The organism is Bacteroidota bacterium, assembly GCA_020402865.1.
GTDB lineage: Bacteria > Bacteroidota > Bacteroidia > Palsa-965 > Palsa-965.
In genome coordinates this window covers 1-15,414 of the sequence record JADBYT010000024.1, presented here as the reverse complement: position 1 = coordinate 15,414, position 15,414 = coordinate 1, and the positions used below count along the sequence as shown (strand labels likewise).

At 49.7% G+C, this 15,414-nt stretch carries 18 protein-coding genes and 1 tRNA gene; 5 read left to right on the top strand and 14 right to left on the bottom strand.

Annotated elements, in window-relative coordinates; genetic code table 11:
* The 7 genes from IM638_15220 to gcvT are packed head-to-tail and all read right to left on the bottom strand — an operon-like array spanning position 1 to position 5,324.
* The gene (locus tag IM638_15220) at positions 1 to 714 is read right to left on the bottom strand and encodes a T9SS type A sorting domain-containing protein (GenBank protein MCA6364386.1); all 714 of its coding nucleotides are present in this window, start codon (positions 712 to 714) and stop codon (positions 1 to 3) included.
* Between the two features lie 45 nt (positions 715 to 759).
* Positions 760 to 1,482 (bottom strand): peptidoglycan editing factor PgeF, encoded by a 723-nt coding sequence (gene pgeF, locus IM638_15215; protein MCA6364385.1) that lies wholly within the window; start codon positions 1,480 to 1,482, stop codon positions 760 to 762.
* Positions 1,472 to 2,467: a S1/P1 Nuclease gene (locus tag IM638_15210; GenBank protein ID MCA6364384.1), complete on the bottom strand. Its 996-nt coding sequence runs from the start codon at positions 2,465 to 2,467 to the stop codon at positions 1,472 to 1,474. The genes pgeF and IM638_15210 overlap by 11 nt, the downstream gene beginning before the upstream one ends.
* 60 nt (positions 2,468 to 2,527) lie before the next feature.
* Positions 2,528 to 3,262 (bottom strand): 2-phosphosulfolactate phosphatase, encoded by a 735-nt coding sequence (locus tag IM638_15205; GenBank protein MCA6364383.1) that lies wholly within the window; start codon positions 3,260 to 3,262, stop codon positions 2,528 to 2,530.
* A 2-nt stretch (positions 3,263 to 3,264) separates the two neighbouring features.
* Positions 3,265 to 3,882 carry a DUF4263 domain-containing protein gene (locus IM638_15200; protein MCA6364382.1) on the bottom strand — a complete coding sequence of 206 codons (618 nt, stop codon included), beginning with the start codon at positions 3,880 to 3,882 and terminating at the stop codon, positions 3,265 to 3,267.
* Positions 3,883 to 3,886: 4 nt separating this feature from the next.
* On the bottom strand, positions 3,887 to 4,198 hold the full coding sequence (locus IM638_15195) for a hypothetical protein (protein ID MCA6364381.1): 312 nt from the start codon (positions 4,196 to 4,198) through the stop codon (positions 3,887 to 3,889).
* Between the two features lie 22 nt (positions 4,199 to 4,220).
* Positions 4,221 to 5,324: a glycine cleavage system aminomethyltransferase GcvT gene (gene gcvT, locus IM638_15190; GenBank protein MCA6364380.1), complete on the bottom strand. Its 1,104-nt coding sequence runs from the start codon at positions 5,322 to 5,324 to the stop codon at positions 4,221 to 4,223.
* A 343-nt stretch (positions 5,325 to 5,667) separates the two neighbouring features.
* Between gcvT and IM638_15185 the strand changes: the two genes are divergently transcribed.
* Positions 5,668 to 6,456 (top strand): triose-phosphate isomerase, encoded by a 789-nt coding sequence (locus IM638_15185; protein ID MCA6364379.1) that lies wholly within the window; start codon positions 5,668 to 5,670, stop codon positions 6,454 to 6,456.
* A gap of 39 nt (positions 6,457 to 6,495) precedes the next feature.
* Positions 6,496 to 7,314 (top strand): hypothetical protein, encoded by an 819-nt coding sequence (locus IM638_15180; GenBank protein ID MCA6364378.1) that lies wholly within the window; start codon positions 6,496 to 6,498, stop codon positions 7,312 to 7,314.
* Positions 7,315 to 7,405: 91 nt separating this feature from the next.
* On the opposite strand, the gene IM638_15175 is transcribed toward IM638_15180, so the two are convergent.
* The 7 genes from IM638_15175 to IM638_15145 form a co-directional block, all read right to left on the bottom strand.
* The gene (locus IM638_15175) at positions 7,406 to 7,870 is read right to left on the bottom strand and encodes a hypothetical protein (protein MCA6364377.1); all 465 of its coding nucleotides are present in this window, start codon (positions 7,868 to 7,870) and stop codon (positions 7,406 to 7,408) included.
* Between the two features lie 47 nt (positions 7,871 to 7,917).
* Positions 7,918 to 8,205 (bottom strand): hypothetical protein, encoded by a 288-nt coding sequence (locus IM638_15170; protein MCA6364376.1) that lies wholly within the window; start codon positions 8,203 to 8,205, stop codon positions 7,918 to 7,920.
* Positions 8,202 to 10,049, bottom strand: a complete 1,848-nt coding sequence (locus tag IM638_15165; GenBank protein MCA6364375.1) for a T9SS type A sorting domain-containing protein — start codon at positions 10,047 to 10,049, stop codon at positions 8,202 to 8,204. The genes IM638_15170 and IM638_15165 overlap by 4 nt, the downstream gene beginning before the upstream one ends.
* A gap of 52 nt (positions 10,050 to 10,101) precedes the next feature.
* A complete protein-coding gene (locus IM638_15160) occupies positions 10,102 to 11,061 on the bottom strand; it encodes a glycosyltransferase family 9 protein (protein MCA6364374.1) in 960 nt (319 codons plus the stop codon).
* Positions 11,062 to 11,111: 50 nt separating this feature from the next.
* Positions 11,112 to 11,747: a hypothetical protein gene (locus IM638_15155; GenBank protein MCA6364373.1), complete on the bottom strand. Its 636-nt coding sequence runs from the start codon at positions 11,745 to 11,747 to the stop codon at positions 11,112 to 11,114.
* Between the two features lie 4 nt (positions 11,748 to 11,751).
* Entirely contained in the window at positions 11,752 to 12,336 is a 585-nt protein-coding gene (locus IM638_15150) for a hypothetical protein (GenBank protein ID MCA6364372.1), read from the bottom strand.
* Positions 12,337 to 12,538: 202 nt separating this feature from the next.
* Entirely contained in the window at positions 12,539 to 12,997 is a 459-nt protein-coding gene (locus IM638_15145) for a DUF5004 domain-containing protein (protein MCA6364371.1), read from the bottom strand.
* A 165-nt stretch (positions 12,998 to 13,162) separates the two neighbouring features.
* On the opposite strand from IM638_15145, the gene IM638_15140 reads away from it, so the two are divergent.
* The 3 genes from IM638_15140 to IM638_15130 all read left to right on the top strand — a co-directional run bounded on the left by IM638_15140 (position 13,163) and on the right by IM638_15130 (position 15,140).
* A complete protein-coding gene (locus IM638_15140) occupies positions 13,163 to 13,942 on the top strand; it encodes a TatD family hydrolase (protein MCA6364370.1) in 780 nt (259 codons plus the stop codon).
* Positions 13,943 to 13,951: 9 nt separating this feature from the next.
* Positions 13,952 to 14,989, top strand: coding sequence for a type I asparaginase (locus IM638_15135; GenBank protein MCA6364369.1), 1,038 nt, complete (start codon positions 13,952 to 13,954; stop codon positions 14,987 to 14,989).
* Positions 14,990 to 15,053: 64 nt separating this feature from the next.
* Positions 15,054 to 15,140 (top strand) — tRNA-Ser (locus IM638_15130).
* Positions 15,141 to 15,414: the final 274 nt, after the last annotated feature.

Below are 15,414 nucleotides of genomic sequence, written 5' to 3'. Positions count from 1 at the left end.
TCAATGCTTTACAAGCAATTTTCGCTGAATACCCAGCCCGTTCTGATAACTGATTCTCACCACATATAATCCATCTTCCCAATCAGAAGTATTCACTGTCCGGTTTGTGGTAAACGGAATGAGTGTTTCCTGATAAATTAACTGACCAGTTACATTAAAGATCTCGTATCGGGTAGAATTTAATAATGCCGAACCAGTGAGTGTAATGTTTGCTGATGCAGGATTGGGGGAAAGAACAAGTTGTTCATCCGTATCATTCTGGTTAATTCCCGCTAATCCTCCCACGCAGTAGTAAATAAATTTTACCCAGGCAGTATCCGAAGGATTATACACATTTCTTACCACGTACAACACTTCAGATGTATCACATACAAAACTGCTCTGATAAAACTGAACAACAAAATCAGGGTCAAAAACCGGGTTAAACTGATTAGAACTTCCGGAGTTCGGCCCATAACAGGATCCTCCAACCACGAATGACGATTGTGATCCTGTATCTATCGCAAGATTTGTTTTATCTACATCAAGTAAGGGTTGAGACTGGGAAGAGATGATTGTAAAATCATGTTCAACATTGCCTCCCGGATTGATGTAAGTAACAATGGTTTGACTGTTAACCACACCATATTGTGCAGAGAAAATCTGAATACTCGACTGGGCGCTGCCTGCTTTTATAAAAAGCAAAAGCAATAAAAGGGCGATTGTTTTTTTCATTTGAAATGGTGTTGAGCATTTCAAATATATTCAAAAACCTGTGATTTACAGCATAATCACCGACCACATCCGCCCGGTTTTCCCGTTATCGCGGCGGAACGAGAAGAAATCATCTTCGGTAGAGCAACGGTGTAATGTGTCGATGTGATTGCCGTTGATACCACATTCTTCGAGCACAAAGCTGTTTGCGCGTGCCAGATCGAGCATGCGGTTTTGATGGATGCTGTGCGGAAAACCGGCCTGCCGGAACTGCGCAATTACATCTTCGCTTACTTCATACTTTTCGCCGCAAATGCCGGGGCCTATGGCAGCACAAATGTGTTGCGGCGATGCGCCAAGTGCGCACATGGCTTTTACAGTTGCCGCACCAATACGCGCCAGTGTACCGCGCCAGCCGGCATGTGCCGCGCCGATTACGTTGTTCACCGGATCGTGCAGCAGCAGCGGATAACAGTCGGCTGTGCTTACGGCGAGCACGATATTTTTTTCATTTGTCACCAGCGCATCGCAGGTTTGCGGGCCGGCTTGGGCCACACCTACTTCAGCTCCGTGCACCTGCCGCATCCAGGCCACAGCCGCATCGCCAATGCCAAGCGATTGTAAAAACAGAGCTCGGTTTTGCGCTATCCGCGCAGGCTCATCATCGCTGCCGCCAAGATTGAGGCTGTGATAAGGTGCTTCAGACACTCCGCCATGCCTTGTGCTGAATCCATGCGCGGTTGCAAGCAGGCTGCTTTTCAGCACATGCAGGCCGGGCTCAGTCTTCATGGCCTTTGCCTTTGAGTTTACCGTTTTTCCAGAGGTATTCCTCTTCGGCCTGCTTACGCTTCATAGAGTCGCTCACGTCTTTGTCTTCCAGCTTTCGCAAATCAGGCTGGCCGGCATTTACCCATGCCGTGTACCAAAGGCTGCCGGTGAAATAAATAGAGGCCCGCAAACGCCGCTCCACCATGCCGTTGAGCACGGTGCTGTATGCGCGCGAGTATTCTTCGCTATATACACGCATATTGGCAGCCCCGCGCGATTCGTAAGCATACTTACGGTCGGGCGGCGTTTTGGCATTGAGCTGTGCTTCAAAAAAAAGCACCGAGTCGAGCGACTGATGACTTGCATACACCCAGTCCCACGCCGAATTGATTGGCGAATCAAGATAGCGGGCACGGCCCACGAAGTAGTCGTAGCTTTCGCCATACAATTCGGGAATGCGCGATTCCCAGAAGCCGTGTATGCCGTGCTGGTTGGTAAGCTGGCCGTTGTAGTTTTCGGTGGTGTGCAGCGGCACGTGCGCATCGCCCACGTAGTGACCAAGCTCGGCCGAGTACTGGAGTATTTTATCCACGTTGCCATCGCGGAAAGCCTGCGTGAGGCGGTACGTCATTACATCAATCCACCACGGCACAATGCCATAGGCCTGCAACGTATCTTCCGAATATTTTGCCACGGCTGCTTTCCAGAAACGCGGCACACTATCAAACGCAAATTTGCCGTAGTGGTCAATGTCTATGTAATGCCGCGGCGCTTCTTCGGGTATGGCATAGCGGCGCTTGTCGGGATCCACGGCGTGTTCGGTAATGTATTCGATATGCTTTTTGTAAAAGCCCATCATTTCGGGCGGCAGTGTAAACACGGCCATACGGTTTATGCGCCGGTGCCCCCAAAATCCCCACGATTCAGCCTTCGGGGCGGGAATAAGCAGCAGCCATGCAGCCACCAGCAGCACAATAAGTCCTGAAAAACGTTTCAGCTTTTTCATCACTCTAAAGTAAACAAATCGGCCCTGCCTGAAGTGATGAATGTGTGAAATTTATGTGTGCTAATCCTCCAGTTTCACCAGCGCACCATTGCGCAGAATGGGGATTACAGCAGTCTGGTCGGGCTTCAGGCAGAAGCGGATGTCTTTTTTAAGCCCAAGCCTTGCCATGCGTTCTTTGTGCGATGCGCGGCTGATAAATTTATACGGATCGTCTTTGGCCTGCTGGTAAAGGTATTGCAGCGCAAGGCAGGCATCGCCCATTTTGTAGGCAGGGTTGCGGTTAATGAGTTCCTGTGTAACCGCGCCTGCAAACATGGAGTCTTCGAGGTTGAAGCGGTTTTTCCAGCCCGAACAAAGGAGCAAAACCGGGCGCTGTTCGGCCACCAGCCAGTTGCAAAGTGCAGAGATATTGGTGAATGCCCCCACCACCACCTTGTTCGCATTTTTTGCCGCTTCAAGTGCCTGTGTGCCGTTGGTGGTGGTAATGGCAATTGTTTGCCCTTTTACATGGTCGCCCATGTAATCGTAAGGCGAATTGCCAAAATCAAAGCCCTCCACTTTAATCGCATCGCGCTCGGCGCCGGCCAGCATGCCGGTGGCTTTCAGGGCAAGGGCTTCCTCTACCGTAGCCACCGGAATCATTTTCTCTGCACCGTGGTGAAACGCTGTACAAATAGCCGATGTAGCACGCAATACGTCAATGATTACCACAATGCTCTCGCTGTCGGCATACACCGGATAGAGATAGGGCGAGAAGCAGGCGTCTATTTTCAGGGGGGAGTTTGATTCGGCCATTATCAGTAATTATAAATCATTAACCTTCGTTCGAGATCAGCGAGTAGGCTGTCGTATGTCATGCACTGAATAAGTGACGAATTAACCACAACTTTTTCACCTCTCCAGCTCATTCTGTTTCGCCCGAATTCATCAAGGTCGTTACTACGGCCAATAATCAAAAGACCGGAGGATATTATCGAATCGGCCTCAAAAAGTTTTCTAAACGAAGCGGTGCCCGATTGTTCTTCCACCTTCCAAAACCAATCCACAATCTGGCTATATCCCTCTTCAAACTTAGCTGACCATCGGGGGGCTTTACGGCCTGTCGTTTTTTTAAAAATTGCTTGCGGTAATCCCGATTCAAACTCCACAAAACAATATTTCGAACGCGTGTAATCGCCTATAACCAGATCAGGGCTAAAATCGCCAAACAAATTAAGCTCAAAAGAAATCCGGTTTACATCCAGCCCACTCACAAACGATCCGATAAACGCCGAAAGCTGTTTTCTTTTTCTGAAAAAAGGTTGGATTACTTTCTGTTCATCCAGCTTTTCGCCAGAATCAATCAGCTTACGAAATTCGCCTAATTCCTCCTTGAGTATTACCGAATTGAATTTACTCGGTTCAAATCCGGTCATTGTATCAGGCCGATTTTTTAGAGAACCGCTCAAGCATTTGCTTGTCGGTAATATCAAGAATTTCGAACTGCGATGGCGAAAGAACTTTGAAGAAAACCCGCAACTCGTTTATAGATAAAATATAAACCGGGTAATCAGGAAGGTTAATTTTCCTGATTCGATCTTTGTTTTCGGGTTTGCGGTAATTGATAAGCAGTGCAGGAAGTTTTTCATTCAGAAATCGTTGCTCATCAACCGATAAAAAATTATAAACCACCCTTGCGCCATGCGAAAAGGTAAGATTGACACGGTTTGAAATAAAAAGCAACGAAATCATATTTTCAAAGGTAATAAAAATATCACGCCTTAAAAAACGGCACTTTCGCCACCTTTGCCTTCAGTGCTTTATCGCGCACTTTGATAAAGATTTCCGTCTCAGCTTTGGCAAATGTGGTTTTTACATAACCCATGCCAATGCCTTTTTGCAGCGATGGCGACTGGGTGCCCGAAGTAACTTTACCAATAATGTTTCCTTCGGCATCCGCTATTTCGTAATCATGGCGCGGAATGCCGCGGTCAATCATTTCAAAGCCCACAAGTTTACGCTGCACACCGTTTTCTTTCTGGGCAAGCAATGCGTCTTTATTGATAAAGTCTTTGTTGAATTTGGTAATCCAGCCAAGGCCCGCTTCAATGGGCGATGTAGTATCATCAATATCATTGCCATAAAGGCAGAAGCCCATTTCCAGACGCAACGTATCGCGTGCACCAAGGCCAACGGGTTTGATACCGAATTCTTCACCGGCTTCAAACACGGCTTTCCAGATACCTTCGGCCTGTTCGTTATCGAAATAAATTTCAAAGCCACCGGCGCCGGTGTAGCCCGTGTTTGAAATTACCACATTGTCAAACCCGGCAAATTTGCCCTTCACAAAGTGGTAATACGGAATGGCGCTCAAATCGGCATCAGTCAGTTTTTGCAGCGCCGCCTGCGCTTTGGGGCCTTGCACAGCCAGCAGCGAGGTGCGGTCCGATATATCTTTCATTTCCACACCAAAGGTATTGTGGCTGCTAATCCAGTTCCAGTCTTTGGTAATGTTCGACGCATTTACCACCAGCATATACGTTTTCTCGTCTATACGATACACCAGTAAATCATCCACAATACCGCCCGATGCGTTGGGCAGGCAGGAATACTGCACGCGTCCGTCGTAAAGCTGCGTGGCGTCGTTACTGGTCACAAGCTGAATAAGGTCGAGAGCTTTTTCACCTTTCAGAATAAATTCACCCATGTGCGACACATCAAACACACCCACGCTGTTGCGCACGCAAAGGTGCTCTTCGTTGAGGCCGGAATACGACACAGGCATGTTGTAGCCTGCAAAGGGAACCATTTTGGCACCCAGTGCAACGTGTGTGGAAGTGAGCGCGGTGTTTTTGAGTTGTGTAGCTGTTTCAGACATGGTGTTTGAATTTATTCAGCGGCAAAGTTAATGGGTTCAGTGAATTGACAATCATTCAGGAGCGAACCTTATTCACATTAAAAATCGGTTCGGTCCGGGCTTTGCGCTCCAATCTGCTGAAATAAAATACACCATACGTTGAACCCTCCGAGGTCAAAAAAAACATCGGCCGGGCTGACTTCCAGTTTTATTTCAGCAGATTTCCGCTACAATCCCGGCTAGATATTCATTCCGCCTGGTGTTCCAAATTCACAGCACCGCATCCCTGCCTATCGGCAGAAACCCATTATCTTTATCCGGCTTCAAACAAAGCTGTTCGCACACCTTTAACGCATATTTACTTGTGAGACAGAAAATTATTGCCGGAAACTGGAAAATGAACAAAACCCGCACCGAGGCGCTCGAACTGGCGGCAGCGGTGGCGGCAGGTGTATCGGCGCAGCCGGCTGAAAGTTTGCTTACCTTGCTTTGCCCGGCTTTTCCGCTGCTGAGCGATGTACACCGGCAAATTTCGGGCATTGAAGGTGTGTTGCTGGGTGCGCAAAACATGCACCACGAAACACAGGGCGCCTACACCGGCGAAGTTTCTGCGGCCATGCTGGCTTCCCTTGGTGTGTCGCATGTAATTCTGGGGCATTCGGAGCGCCGCCAGTATTTTGCCGAAGACAATGCCCTGCTGCTCAAAAAAACACAGCAGGCGCTGGCACACCAGCTCACGCCTGTATTCTGCATCGGCGAAACACTGCCCGAACGCGAAAGCAATACACATTTCAACGTAATACGCCGCCAGCTTGAAGAAGGCCTGCTGCCTGCCGGCGCCGTTGCCGTGAGCCGCTGCATTGTGGCTTACGAACCCGTGTGGGCCATTGGCACCGGCGTTACAGCCAGCGCGGCACAGGCGCAGGAAATGCACGCATTCATCCGCAGCGTGGTGGCCGATAAACTTGGCGCTGCCGTGGCAGCACAACTGCCCCTGCTTTACGGCGGAAGCTGTAACCCAGCCAACGCCGCCGAACTTTTTGCCTGCCCCGATGTGGATGGCGGACTCATTGGCGGCGCCGCTCTCAAGGCGGCCGACTTCCTCAGCATCCGCGCAGCCATGCAGCAACACCTGCAACATGCCCATGCCTGATGGCAGTTTGGCACAGAAAATGCTTATTGCCTTATCACTATGAAACGCTTTGCTCCCTCAGCCCCTGCTTTCCGCAACCTGTTTGCGGCCCTTTTCATGCTGCTGCCCTTTGCCGCCACCGCACAAACTGATTCGCTCATGAATCAGGCCTGCTACAAGGACACCGCGCTGGTGGATGAACTTATTTCCAAACGCGACACCAGCTACATTGTACGCGATTTTCTGCGAAAAGGCGACTGGACACTTTACTTCGACTTTGCGTTTTCGCAGAAAATTGCCGAACAGCATTACACCCAGCTGGGCGCACGCACCGGTACATGGCGTATGTGGTACAAAAACGGCCAGCTCCGCGAAGAATACGATTACAGCACTTCAAAAAACCCCGGCTTCCCCATTGGCAAAAGCTGGTACGAAAACGGCATACTCCGCAGCGAACGCATGCAATACACCGATTCACTCGTGGAATACAAATACCACCCCAACGGCAAACCGGCTTCGTACTTTTTCTTCGACGCGGCCGGCAACTGTACACTCATGAAATCGTGGTGCGACAATGGCCGCCTGCTCCAAAGCTACAATCCCACTTCCATTACACCTGTTCCTGTAAACCGCCTGCATTGCAACGGCAACACACACATTACCGGTACACACTACCGTTTCGGCTACGTAGGCGCCTACACTGAATATCACGAAAACGGCAAAAAAGCCATCGAAGGCCGCTTTACCGAACTGCCCGCCGGAGCCACCGCTTTCATGCCCACCAAAACCGGCGTGTGGAACTATTACGATGCAACAGGTAAACTCATCAAAAAAGAAGAATATTTTCCCGGCAAACCCGTGAAAGTAACCAAATACTGATTTACAATTGCCCCTCTGAAACCACAAAGCCATCCTGAAAAACGGGATGGCTTTGTGGTTTGTATGCGGGTCGGAAATTACAGCTCACCGCTCAATACCCGTTTACCGATGCAATTTTATATCCGGTTGCAGTTTCGGTAATTGTTACCGGCACCACTATGCGTTTGCCACCGGCCTCGGTAAGAAAACTCACCTCATACGCCGTTGCTGATTTCTTCCTGGCCTGCAAGGTTACTGCCCAGCCGGCATCCACATCCTGTGTATTCAGAAAAGGATCGGCCTCCGGTTCGGCTTTCTCAAGTCTGGCAATCAGTTCGGGTGTACACCAAAGGTTAAGTAATTTGTTTGTTTCAGCCTTGGGTGGTACATCCTGTCCCTGCAAATGAATGTAGCTGGTATAAAAACGCAGCAAGAACGCTTCACCTTTATCCAATTCAGGTGCCGGCACCGGATTGTTGTTTTGTGCAGACAGTGTTCCTCTTTTTTCAAAATCAGGTTCATTACACGAATACATGAACAGGAGGGTAATTGAAAAAAGCGGAATTATTTTTTTCATGGCCATGTAATGATCTGTTAAGTCTATTTCAATAAGCAGTAATCAGCTCACTTCCGCTTCCGTTTATCCTTCGCCGTAGGCGCATGAAAATCGGGGTGTTTGTTCTGCACCCATTTCACAAAACCGGCAATGGCGTCGTGCGTAAGCAGGGCTTCAATTGTATGATATTGTTTCAGCAACTCACGCTCGGTAAACACGCTGTGTATTTTGCTGTGGCAAATACGGTGCATGGGCACGGTAACGCGTCCGCCAAAGGTTTTAGGAATAAGGTGATGCACATTCCAGTTACTGCCCAGCGGTCGTTTGCAGAGCGCACAGGTATCTGTCTGGGTCATTGGCGGATTACTTTTGACTCGGCCACCATGCCGTTGTTTCCGGCCACACGCAGCAGATACACGCCTGCAGGCAGGGGCTGTGCCGAAAAGCTGAAGCGGTTTACACCAGCCTTCACTCTGTCTTCGAGCAGGAGTTCAACCAAACGGCCATTCATGTCGTAAAGTTCAAAACGCAGTGTTTGCGCCTGCTCCAGTGTAAACTCCACCGCAATGCGATCAGCAAACGGATTGGGGAATACGGAAATGGGTGTGGTGGCCGGTGCACTTTCATTCACGTTCACATCGGGCGAAATGCCAAGTTCGGCAATCCAGGTGCTGTGCGTGCCGTTGCTCATGCCGTAGAGGCCGTTTACCCAGCAGGTTCCCTGCGCATCGTAGCGGCGTTGTATGCCGGAGTAATCGCCCCAGCGTTCGCCGCCGCCGAGCACGTTGTACGGGCCTACACCCTGTTTCACCACCAGCTGCGGCGAGTAGCCTCCGTTGCCATCGGTAGTGAGCGCCACAAAGCCGGGATTGAGTGCGGGCGATGTGCGCAGCATGATAATCATGGCGTTGTTGTCGCTGCCATCGTATCCGGCGTAGGCAATATTCGGGTAACCGTATTCCACAAGCGTATCGCTGATCAGTGTGCTTGCAATAGCCGGCGTGGTGGCATAGTTGCTGATTACGCCGTGCATAATGCCGGCCGTGCCTGTGGCGGTGTCCATTGTATTATGCACATACTGTATGCGTCCGTTTTGCATAAATGCACCCAGCACACGCGCATCGTTGGTGGCCAGCAGTCCGCCGTTTCCGGGCTGCACGGCGTCGGGCGGCGCCACATACATACGGTCGGCCACGATGGGTGTAACGGTTATGCTTACGGCTGTGTCCATGGCCGTGCCCACAAGGTGCACAAGGAAAATGGTATCGTTGCCGGTGGTGAGGTTCCGGTTGGAGAGGAAATACTGTTCGTTTGCCTGCTGCGGAAAATTACCGCCTTCAACCGGACACATATTGCGTACCGGACGGCCGCCATACTGCACGTTGCGGCGAAGCTGCGAGGTAAGTGTATCGCCGCTGTAGCCGTCCCATTTGCCCACCTGCCAGATGAGTGTTTCGGCAAAACCAGTTTGCCAGGGCTGGTTGTCGATTACGCGGTTAACGGTAATGAAAAGATCGTTTTGATTTACCGAAATCATCGGGTAATCGCTCCACGTATTATCGCCCACCGGGTTGCCGGGAAGCGAGTAAAGGTGCCAGGTTCCGTTTACACTGTCGGAATTGGAAAAGGCTACAATGATATTGGTTTGCGTGGATGAGTAGCCGGCCAGAAACACCATGATGTGGCGGTTTGCTTCGGGGTCGTACAGCACTTTCGGATCGTACTTTGAACCGCCAATGAGCAGCGGCTGCGAGAAGAAGGCCAGCGAGCGCAGCGTGTATGCCGTATTGTTGTTGGTATTGTAGCGGAAAATGTTGGTGTTTTGCACCGAAATCAGCTGGCCGTTGTTGCCAATTGAAATTTCATTATCGCAGGGCGTGCTGCTGCTGTAGGGGTTGCCCTGAAACGTGGCACCAAGTGTGGGCGCAGGCGGAACTACTGCGCTGCGCTGCGTGTTTGCCGGAGCAGCTGCTGTATTGTTGTGGCGCGGATACATTGCAGCGAGGCTGTCTTTTACGCGCTGCAATTCGCTTTTGGCAACCGGGCTGGGCTGCTCAATACATTGAACAACGGGCGCATAATCGGCGCCGCTGCGGTCGAGTGTGGTGGTAGCGCCGGGTGCAATGCGCCAGGTTGATGCTTGCTGCGCAGCCAGTGTAAGGCTGAAGACGCTGAGCGAAAGAAGTAAACGGAATTTCATATGTGGTTGTGTTTAGCGCAATGAAGATACGCAATACAAACGAACATGCCGCTCACACGGCAAAAGCTTCGGGGCTGATGCGGTTCATGCAGTGGAAATGCCCTTTGGGGCAATGGTCGTAACCAATTTTTGAGCAGGGGCGGCAGCGCAGTCCGGTAGTTTGCACAATTACCGAGCCTTCGGCGGGCAGGTAGGGCGTCATGCCCAGTTCGGGCACGGTGTTGCCCCATACGGAGTGTATGCGTTTGTGAAATGCGGCGGCAATGTGCATCAGGCCGGTATCGTGCGCAATTACGCGTGTGGCCTGCCGCACCAGTGATGCCGACTGGCCGAGGTTGTAGCGGCCGCAGGCATTATATACTTTGCTGCCGCAGGCTTGTTCAATTTCGGCACCACGCTGTGCATCTTCGGGGCCGCCAAGCAGCACCACAGGCAGTTCGAGGAGATTAATTATGGCGATGAGTTTACCGGCAGGGAGCTGCTTGGTGGCAAACTTTGCCCCCGCCGTTACGGCAATGTAGCCGTGCCGATGCGTATCGGGCAGGGTGCTGAGATCAACTTCATCGGCGGGGGCAATAAAGTAATCAAGCCCCTTGCCGTCGTTTACCACATGCAACGCCTTCACCGCTTCAAAATAGCGATCGACAATGTGCATTTCCGGCATACGGTTAATACCCAGATTCACCAGCATCCATTTCTGCACATTGAGTTTCGGAAACGAACCCGAAGGCTTGCCCGTTAACCTTTTTACCTGCATCGAACGCAGGTTGTGGTGCAGATCAACCACAAAATCATAATCCGCTGCGCGGAGCTCGGCTTCCGCTTCACTCACCTTGCTTTCTATGGTAATGATTTTATCGATATACGGATTGTGCGCAAGAATACCGCGAAAGCCTTTCTTGGTAATGTAATGCACCTCTGCATTAAGCTGCTGCTTCAGCGCACGTACCACCGGTGTGGTGAGCACAATATCACCAATGGAACTGAAACGGACAACCAGTATTTTGGGCATACGTTGCCAAAGATAGGCTGCTGTTTTGGTTTAGCGAAATACAAACCGGCTTACCGGGGCTCCAGTATCCATTCCTCAAAATAAGGACTGGTTTGCCCGGTGAATGGGCCCTGAAGGCTTTCGGTAGAAATATTAAATTCTCTGCGTATTACCATTTTATCATTGCGCAATTCCCTGAGTATAAATACAGGTGTTTGCTGTGATGCCGGAAACGGGCAGGAATAGCTGTAAAGCCAGTTTCCGGTATTGCTTTCGGGCGTTAATATCAGTTCCACTTTATTTTTCTGATGATCGGATTTTGACAAAAAATCCCATTGTCCTTTTAATTCTCCTTTCTCACTTACACCGGCACTGCTGTTCCAGTTCATTACCCAGGTAAATGTATTATCCCTGTTAAACTCAATCTCTAAGGTGTAGTCAATTGCGTGAATGACCTGATTGGAATAGGGCGTGAATACAGTTTCAGTTTGCCCATTGTACTGCGAATAAACTGCCGACATAAACCGGGCTGAATAATCCATACGGGTACGGCCTTCGGAAATTTTCCATTTACCACATACCCGGCTTTTACGGGTACGAAGAGACAAAAGCGGATCATCGTCACCTTTGCGGGTGCATGATAATTGTGGTAAAGCAATAAGCATTACAAATACCATCAACTGAAGAAACAACAAACTTTTTTTCATCGTATTAATCATTAACAGGTTCAAGCGTCCACTCCTCTGTATTCACCCGATCAGACGGATTATATCCCAAATAATTGAACGTAAAAAAACTACGTTTCAGCACCACCTTATTGTTTCTGAGTGTATGCAACTCAAACACGCGTTCATGAGGCTGCTGAACTAAATTGATTGTGGGAAAAACATGCTCCGGCTCAAGCACGATTTCCTCTTTGCGCCGTGAATCATCTTTTCCAGTCTTAAAATTCCAGTTCCCGGTTTCAACTATTGTTGTTAATCCTCCTGAAGTGGGTATTTCTTCTACCCTTGTCCATTCATATTTCCCGTCTTTCCCAAACTCCACCACCAGCGAAACGCGTTGATCGGGTACACTTGACGATGAGTAGATAAGTGTATTACCATCATAAATCCATGGATAGTTTATCTGACTCATTTCATACGTTCCCTTACCGGAAACAATTTTCCACTTCCCGTCGAGGCGGGCCTTTCGGCTACGCAGCGAAATTAACGGATCGCCTTCTCCCTTTCGTGTACAGGAAAGATGTGATATTGAAATTCCTGTAACACACAGGAACAATAATAAAATACGCATTGTGAAAGGATTAAATGAACGACTTACGGGCGGGGATGTTCATCTGATTTCAAATATAAGGCAGCATAAATCAATTCTTAACTTCACATTAATAAGTGGTTGTAAAAACTGCACAAGCGGGCACAACCGCGCTGCACACTACAACCAGGGCAAAAAAAAACTGCCCCTTACGGAGCAGTTTTTGAAGCAGTATAAGCTGCAATTATTTTGCTTCGTAATGTGTAATTGTTGTGTTATTACCACTTACATTTTTCATCCAAAACTCTTTGTTGGTGAGTCGAAGAATTGTGCTTGTGGTTGATGAAGAAGTGTTACCGTCAACTTCTGTGATTTTTATTTCTTCCTTATCACTAACAAACTCCCAAGATCCGCTCCTTGTAGTATTAACAAGTCCAATTATGGGAACATTTGTTGTAATTGCAAAAGAGTATTTACCATCTTTCTCAAACTTAAAATTCTGATCAGTAACTAAAGCTAACTGACTGTTGGTTTGATCAGTTCCATTCACTTCCACTTTAACAATCTTCCAGTCGCCTACAAGACGGGCTTTCTTGGTGCGGAGAGAAATTGAGGGACCTTCTTCGTATTTACCGCAACCGGCTACTGATACCGAACCTGCGAGAAGTGCAACGATGGCAAGGCTTGCTAATACTTTTTTCATTGTTATGAGTTTTGGTGGTTTTGTATTACGAGGGCAAAATTAGGAAAAACATACATGCCAATCGAAATTTTAGCCAATTAGACGGAATTAGGGAGGCATTTTCAGTTTTTAGACGATAATTAGCTACAAATTGTCGATTCACCGCCAGAATGTACTTTTGCACACATGAATTTAGTTGATACCCACGCTCACCTTTATGTGGATGCGTTTAACAATGACCGCGAAGCCATGCTGGAGCGCGCCCGTGCAGCAGGAGTGAGCAAAGTTTATTTACCCCATATAGACGGAGAAACGACAAAAACGTTGCTTGAACTGGCCGATGCGCATCCTGATTTTTGCATTCCGATGATGGGTCTTCATCCCTGTTCAGTTGATCCGGCTACAATTGAGGCGGAGATGAAGAACGTGGAGGATTTACTCGCTTCACGCAGTTTTGCGGCGGTGGGCGAAATTGGGATTGATCTGTATTGGGACAAAACACACGCCGATTTACAGAAAGAAATTTTCGCCCGCCACATTGATCTGGCGCTGCACTATGATTTGCCCATCGCCATTCACTCGCGCCAGGCATTCCGCGAATGCTTTGAAATTGTGGCCGCCAAGCAAAACGGCAGGCTGCGGGGGGTGTTTCACTGCTTTGTGGACGGACTGAATGAAGCCCGTGAAGTAATTGCGCTTGGCGGCTTTTACTTAGGCATTGGCGGTGTGCTTACCTACAAAAATTCGGGGCTTGATGCGGTGGTGCGCGAAATCGACCTGCAGCATCTTGTACTCGAAACCGATGCACCTTATCTGCCACCTGTTCCGCATCGTGGCAAACGCAACGAAACGGCTTATGTAGCACACGTGGCACAAAAGCTGGCCGATATTCATCAGCTTCCCGTGGAAGAAATTTCCCGAATCACCACCCAAAATGCCGAACTGTTGTTTGGCCATCGCCACTAAACTGCTCACATGAACACAGCGCAACCACAGGCATCCATCCTGCTCATCTATACCGGCGGCACCATCGGCATGATCCGCGATACACACACCGGCCTGCTCAAACCGTTCAACTTTGCCCGCCTGCTCGAAGAAGTGCCCGAACTCTCCAAGTTCAACATCCGCATTGATACTTATTCGTTTCCGGAGCCCATCGACTCAAGCGATATGCACCCCGGCATCTGGGTGGAGCTGGCCACACTCATCGGCAACCGTTACAACGATTACGACGGTTTTGTGGTGCTGCACGGCTCTGATACCATGTCGTACACCGCCTCTGCGCTGAGTTTCCTGCTCGAAAACCTGGGCAAACCCGTGGTGCTTACCGGTTCGCAGCTGCCCATCGGCACCATCCGCACCGACGGCAAGGAAAACCTCATCACCTCCATCGAAATTGCCGCCGGCGCGCACAATAACTTACCCGTAGTGCCCGAAGTGTGTGTGTATTTCGAATACAAACTCTATCGCGGCAACCGCACCCACAAATACAACGCCGAACATTTCGACGCGTTTCATTCGCCCAACTACCCCGCCCTGGCCGAAGCCGGTGTGCATATTCAGTTCAATACACCGGCGCTTTTGCCGCCGCCCGCACAGCCGCTTCGTGTACACACAGCCGTGAATACCAATATTGCCGTGCTCAAACTCTTCCCCGGCATTACGCCGCAGCTGGTACACGCGGTGCTGCATACGCCCGGACTCAAAGCCGTTATTTTAGAAACCTTCGGCTCGGGCAATGCCACCCGGCAGCAATGGTTTGCCGATGCGCTTGAAGAAGCCATTGCACGCGGCATCATCTTCCTCAACATCACCCAATGTGCCGCCGGCCGCGTTGAACAGGGCCGCTATGAAACCAGCTCGGCTTTTGCCCGCGTAGGCGTAGTGGGCGGCAGCGATATGACCACCGAAGCTGCCGTGGCCAAACTCATGTTCCTGCTCGGCCAGAATCTTTCGCCCGACACCATCAAAACACAACTCACCACCCCGCTCAGAGGCGAATTATCGCTGTAATTCCCGAAAAAAACCTCAAGGTTGGCGAAATAACGAGAATATGTATCTTTGCCCTCCGTTCCCGGGAGACGTGTCCGAGTGGTTTAAGGAGCACGCCTGGAAAGTGTGTATACGGGAAACCGTATCGAGAGTTCGAATCTCTCCGTCTCCGCATTAAAGCACAAAAGTGTCCGGTCTTTTCGACCGGACATTTTCCTTTGCAGGCAAAGCTGTCAAGCATTTTTGATTGTAAAGCTTTGCCTGCAAAGGAAAACCGACGCGCAGCGGCGGCTTTTGTATTTTCAGCATGGGAGGCACGAGATCAGCGGAGCTAATCGCTCCGTCTCCGCATTAAAGCACAAAAGTGTCCGGTCTTTTCGACCGGACATTTTCCTTTGCAGGCAAAGCTGTCAAGCATTTTTGATTGTAAAGCTTTGCCTGCAAAG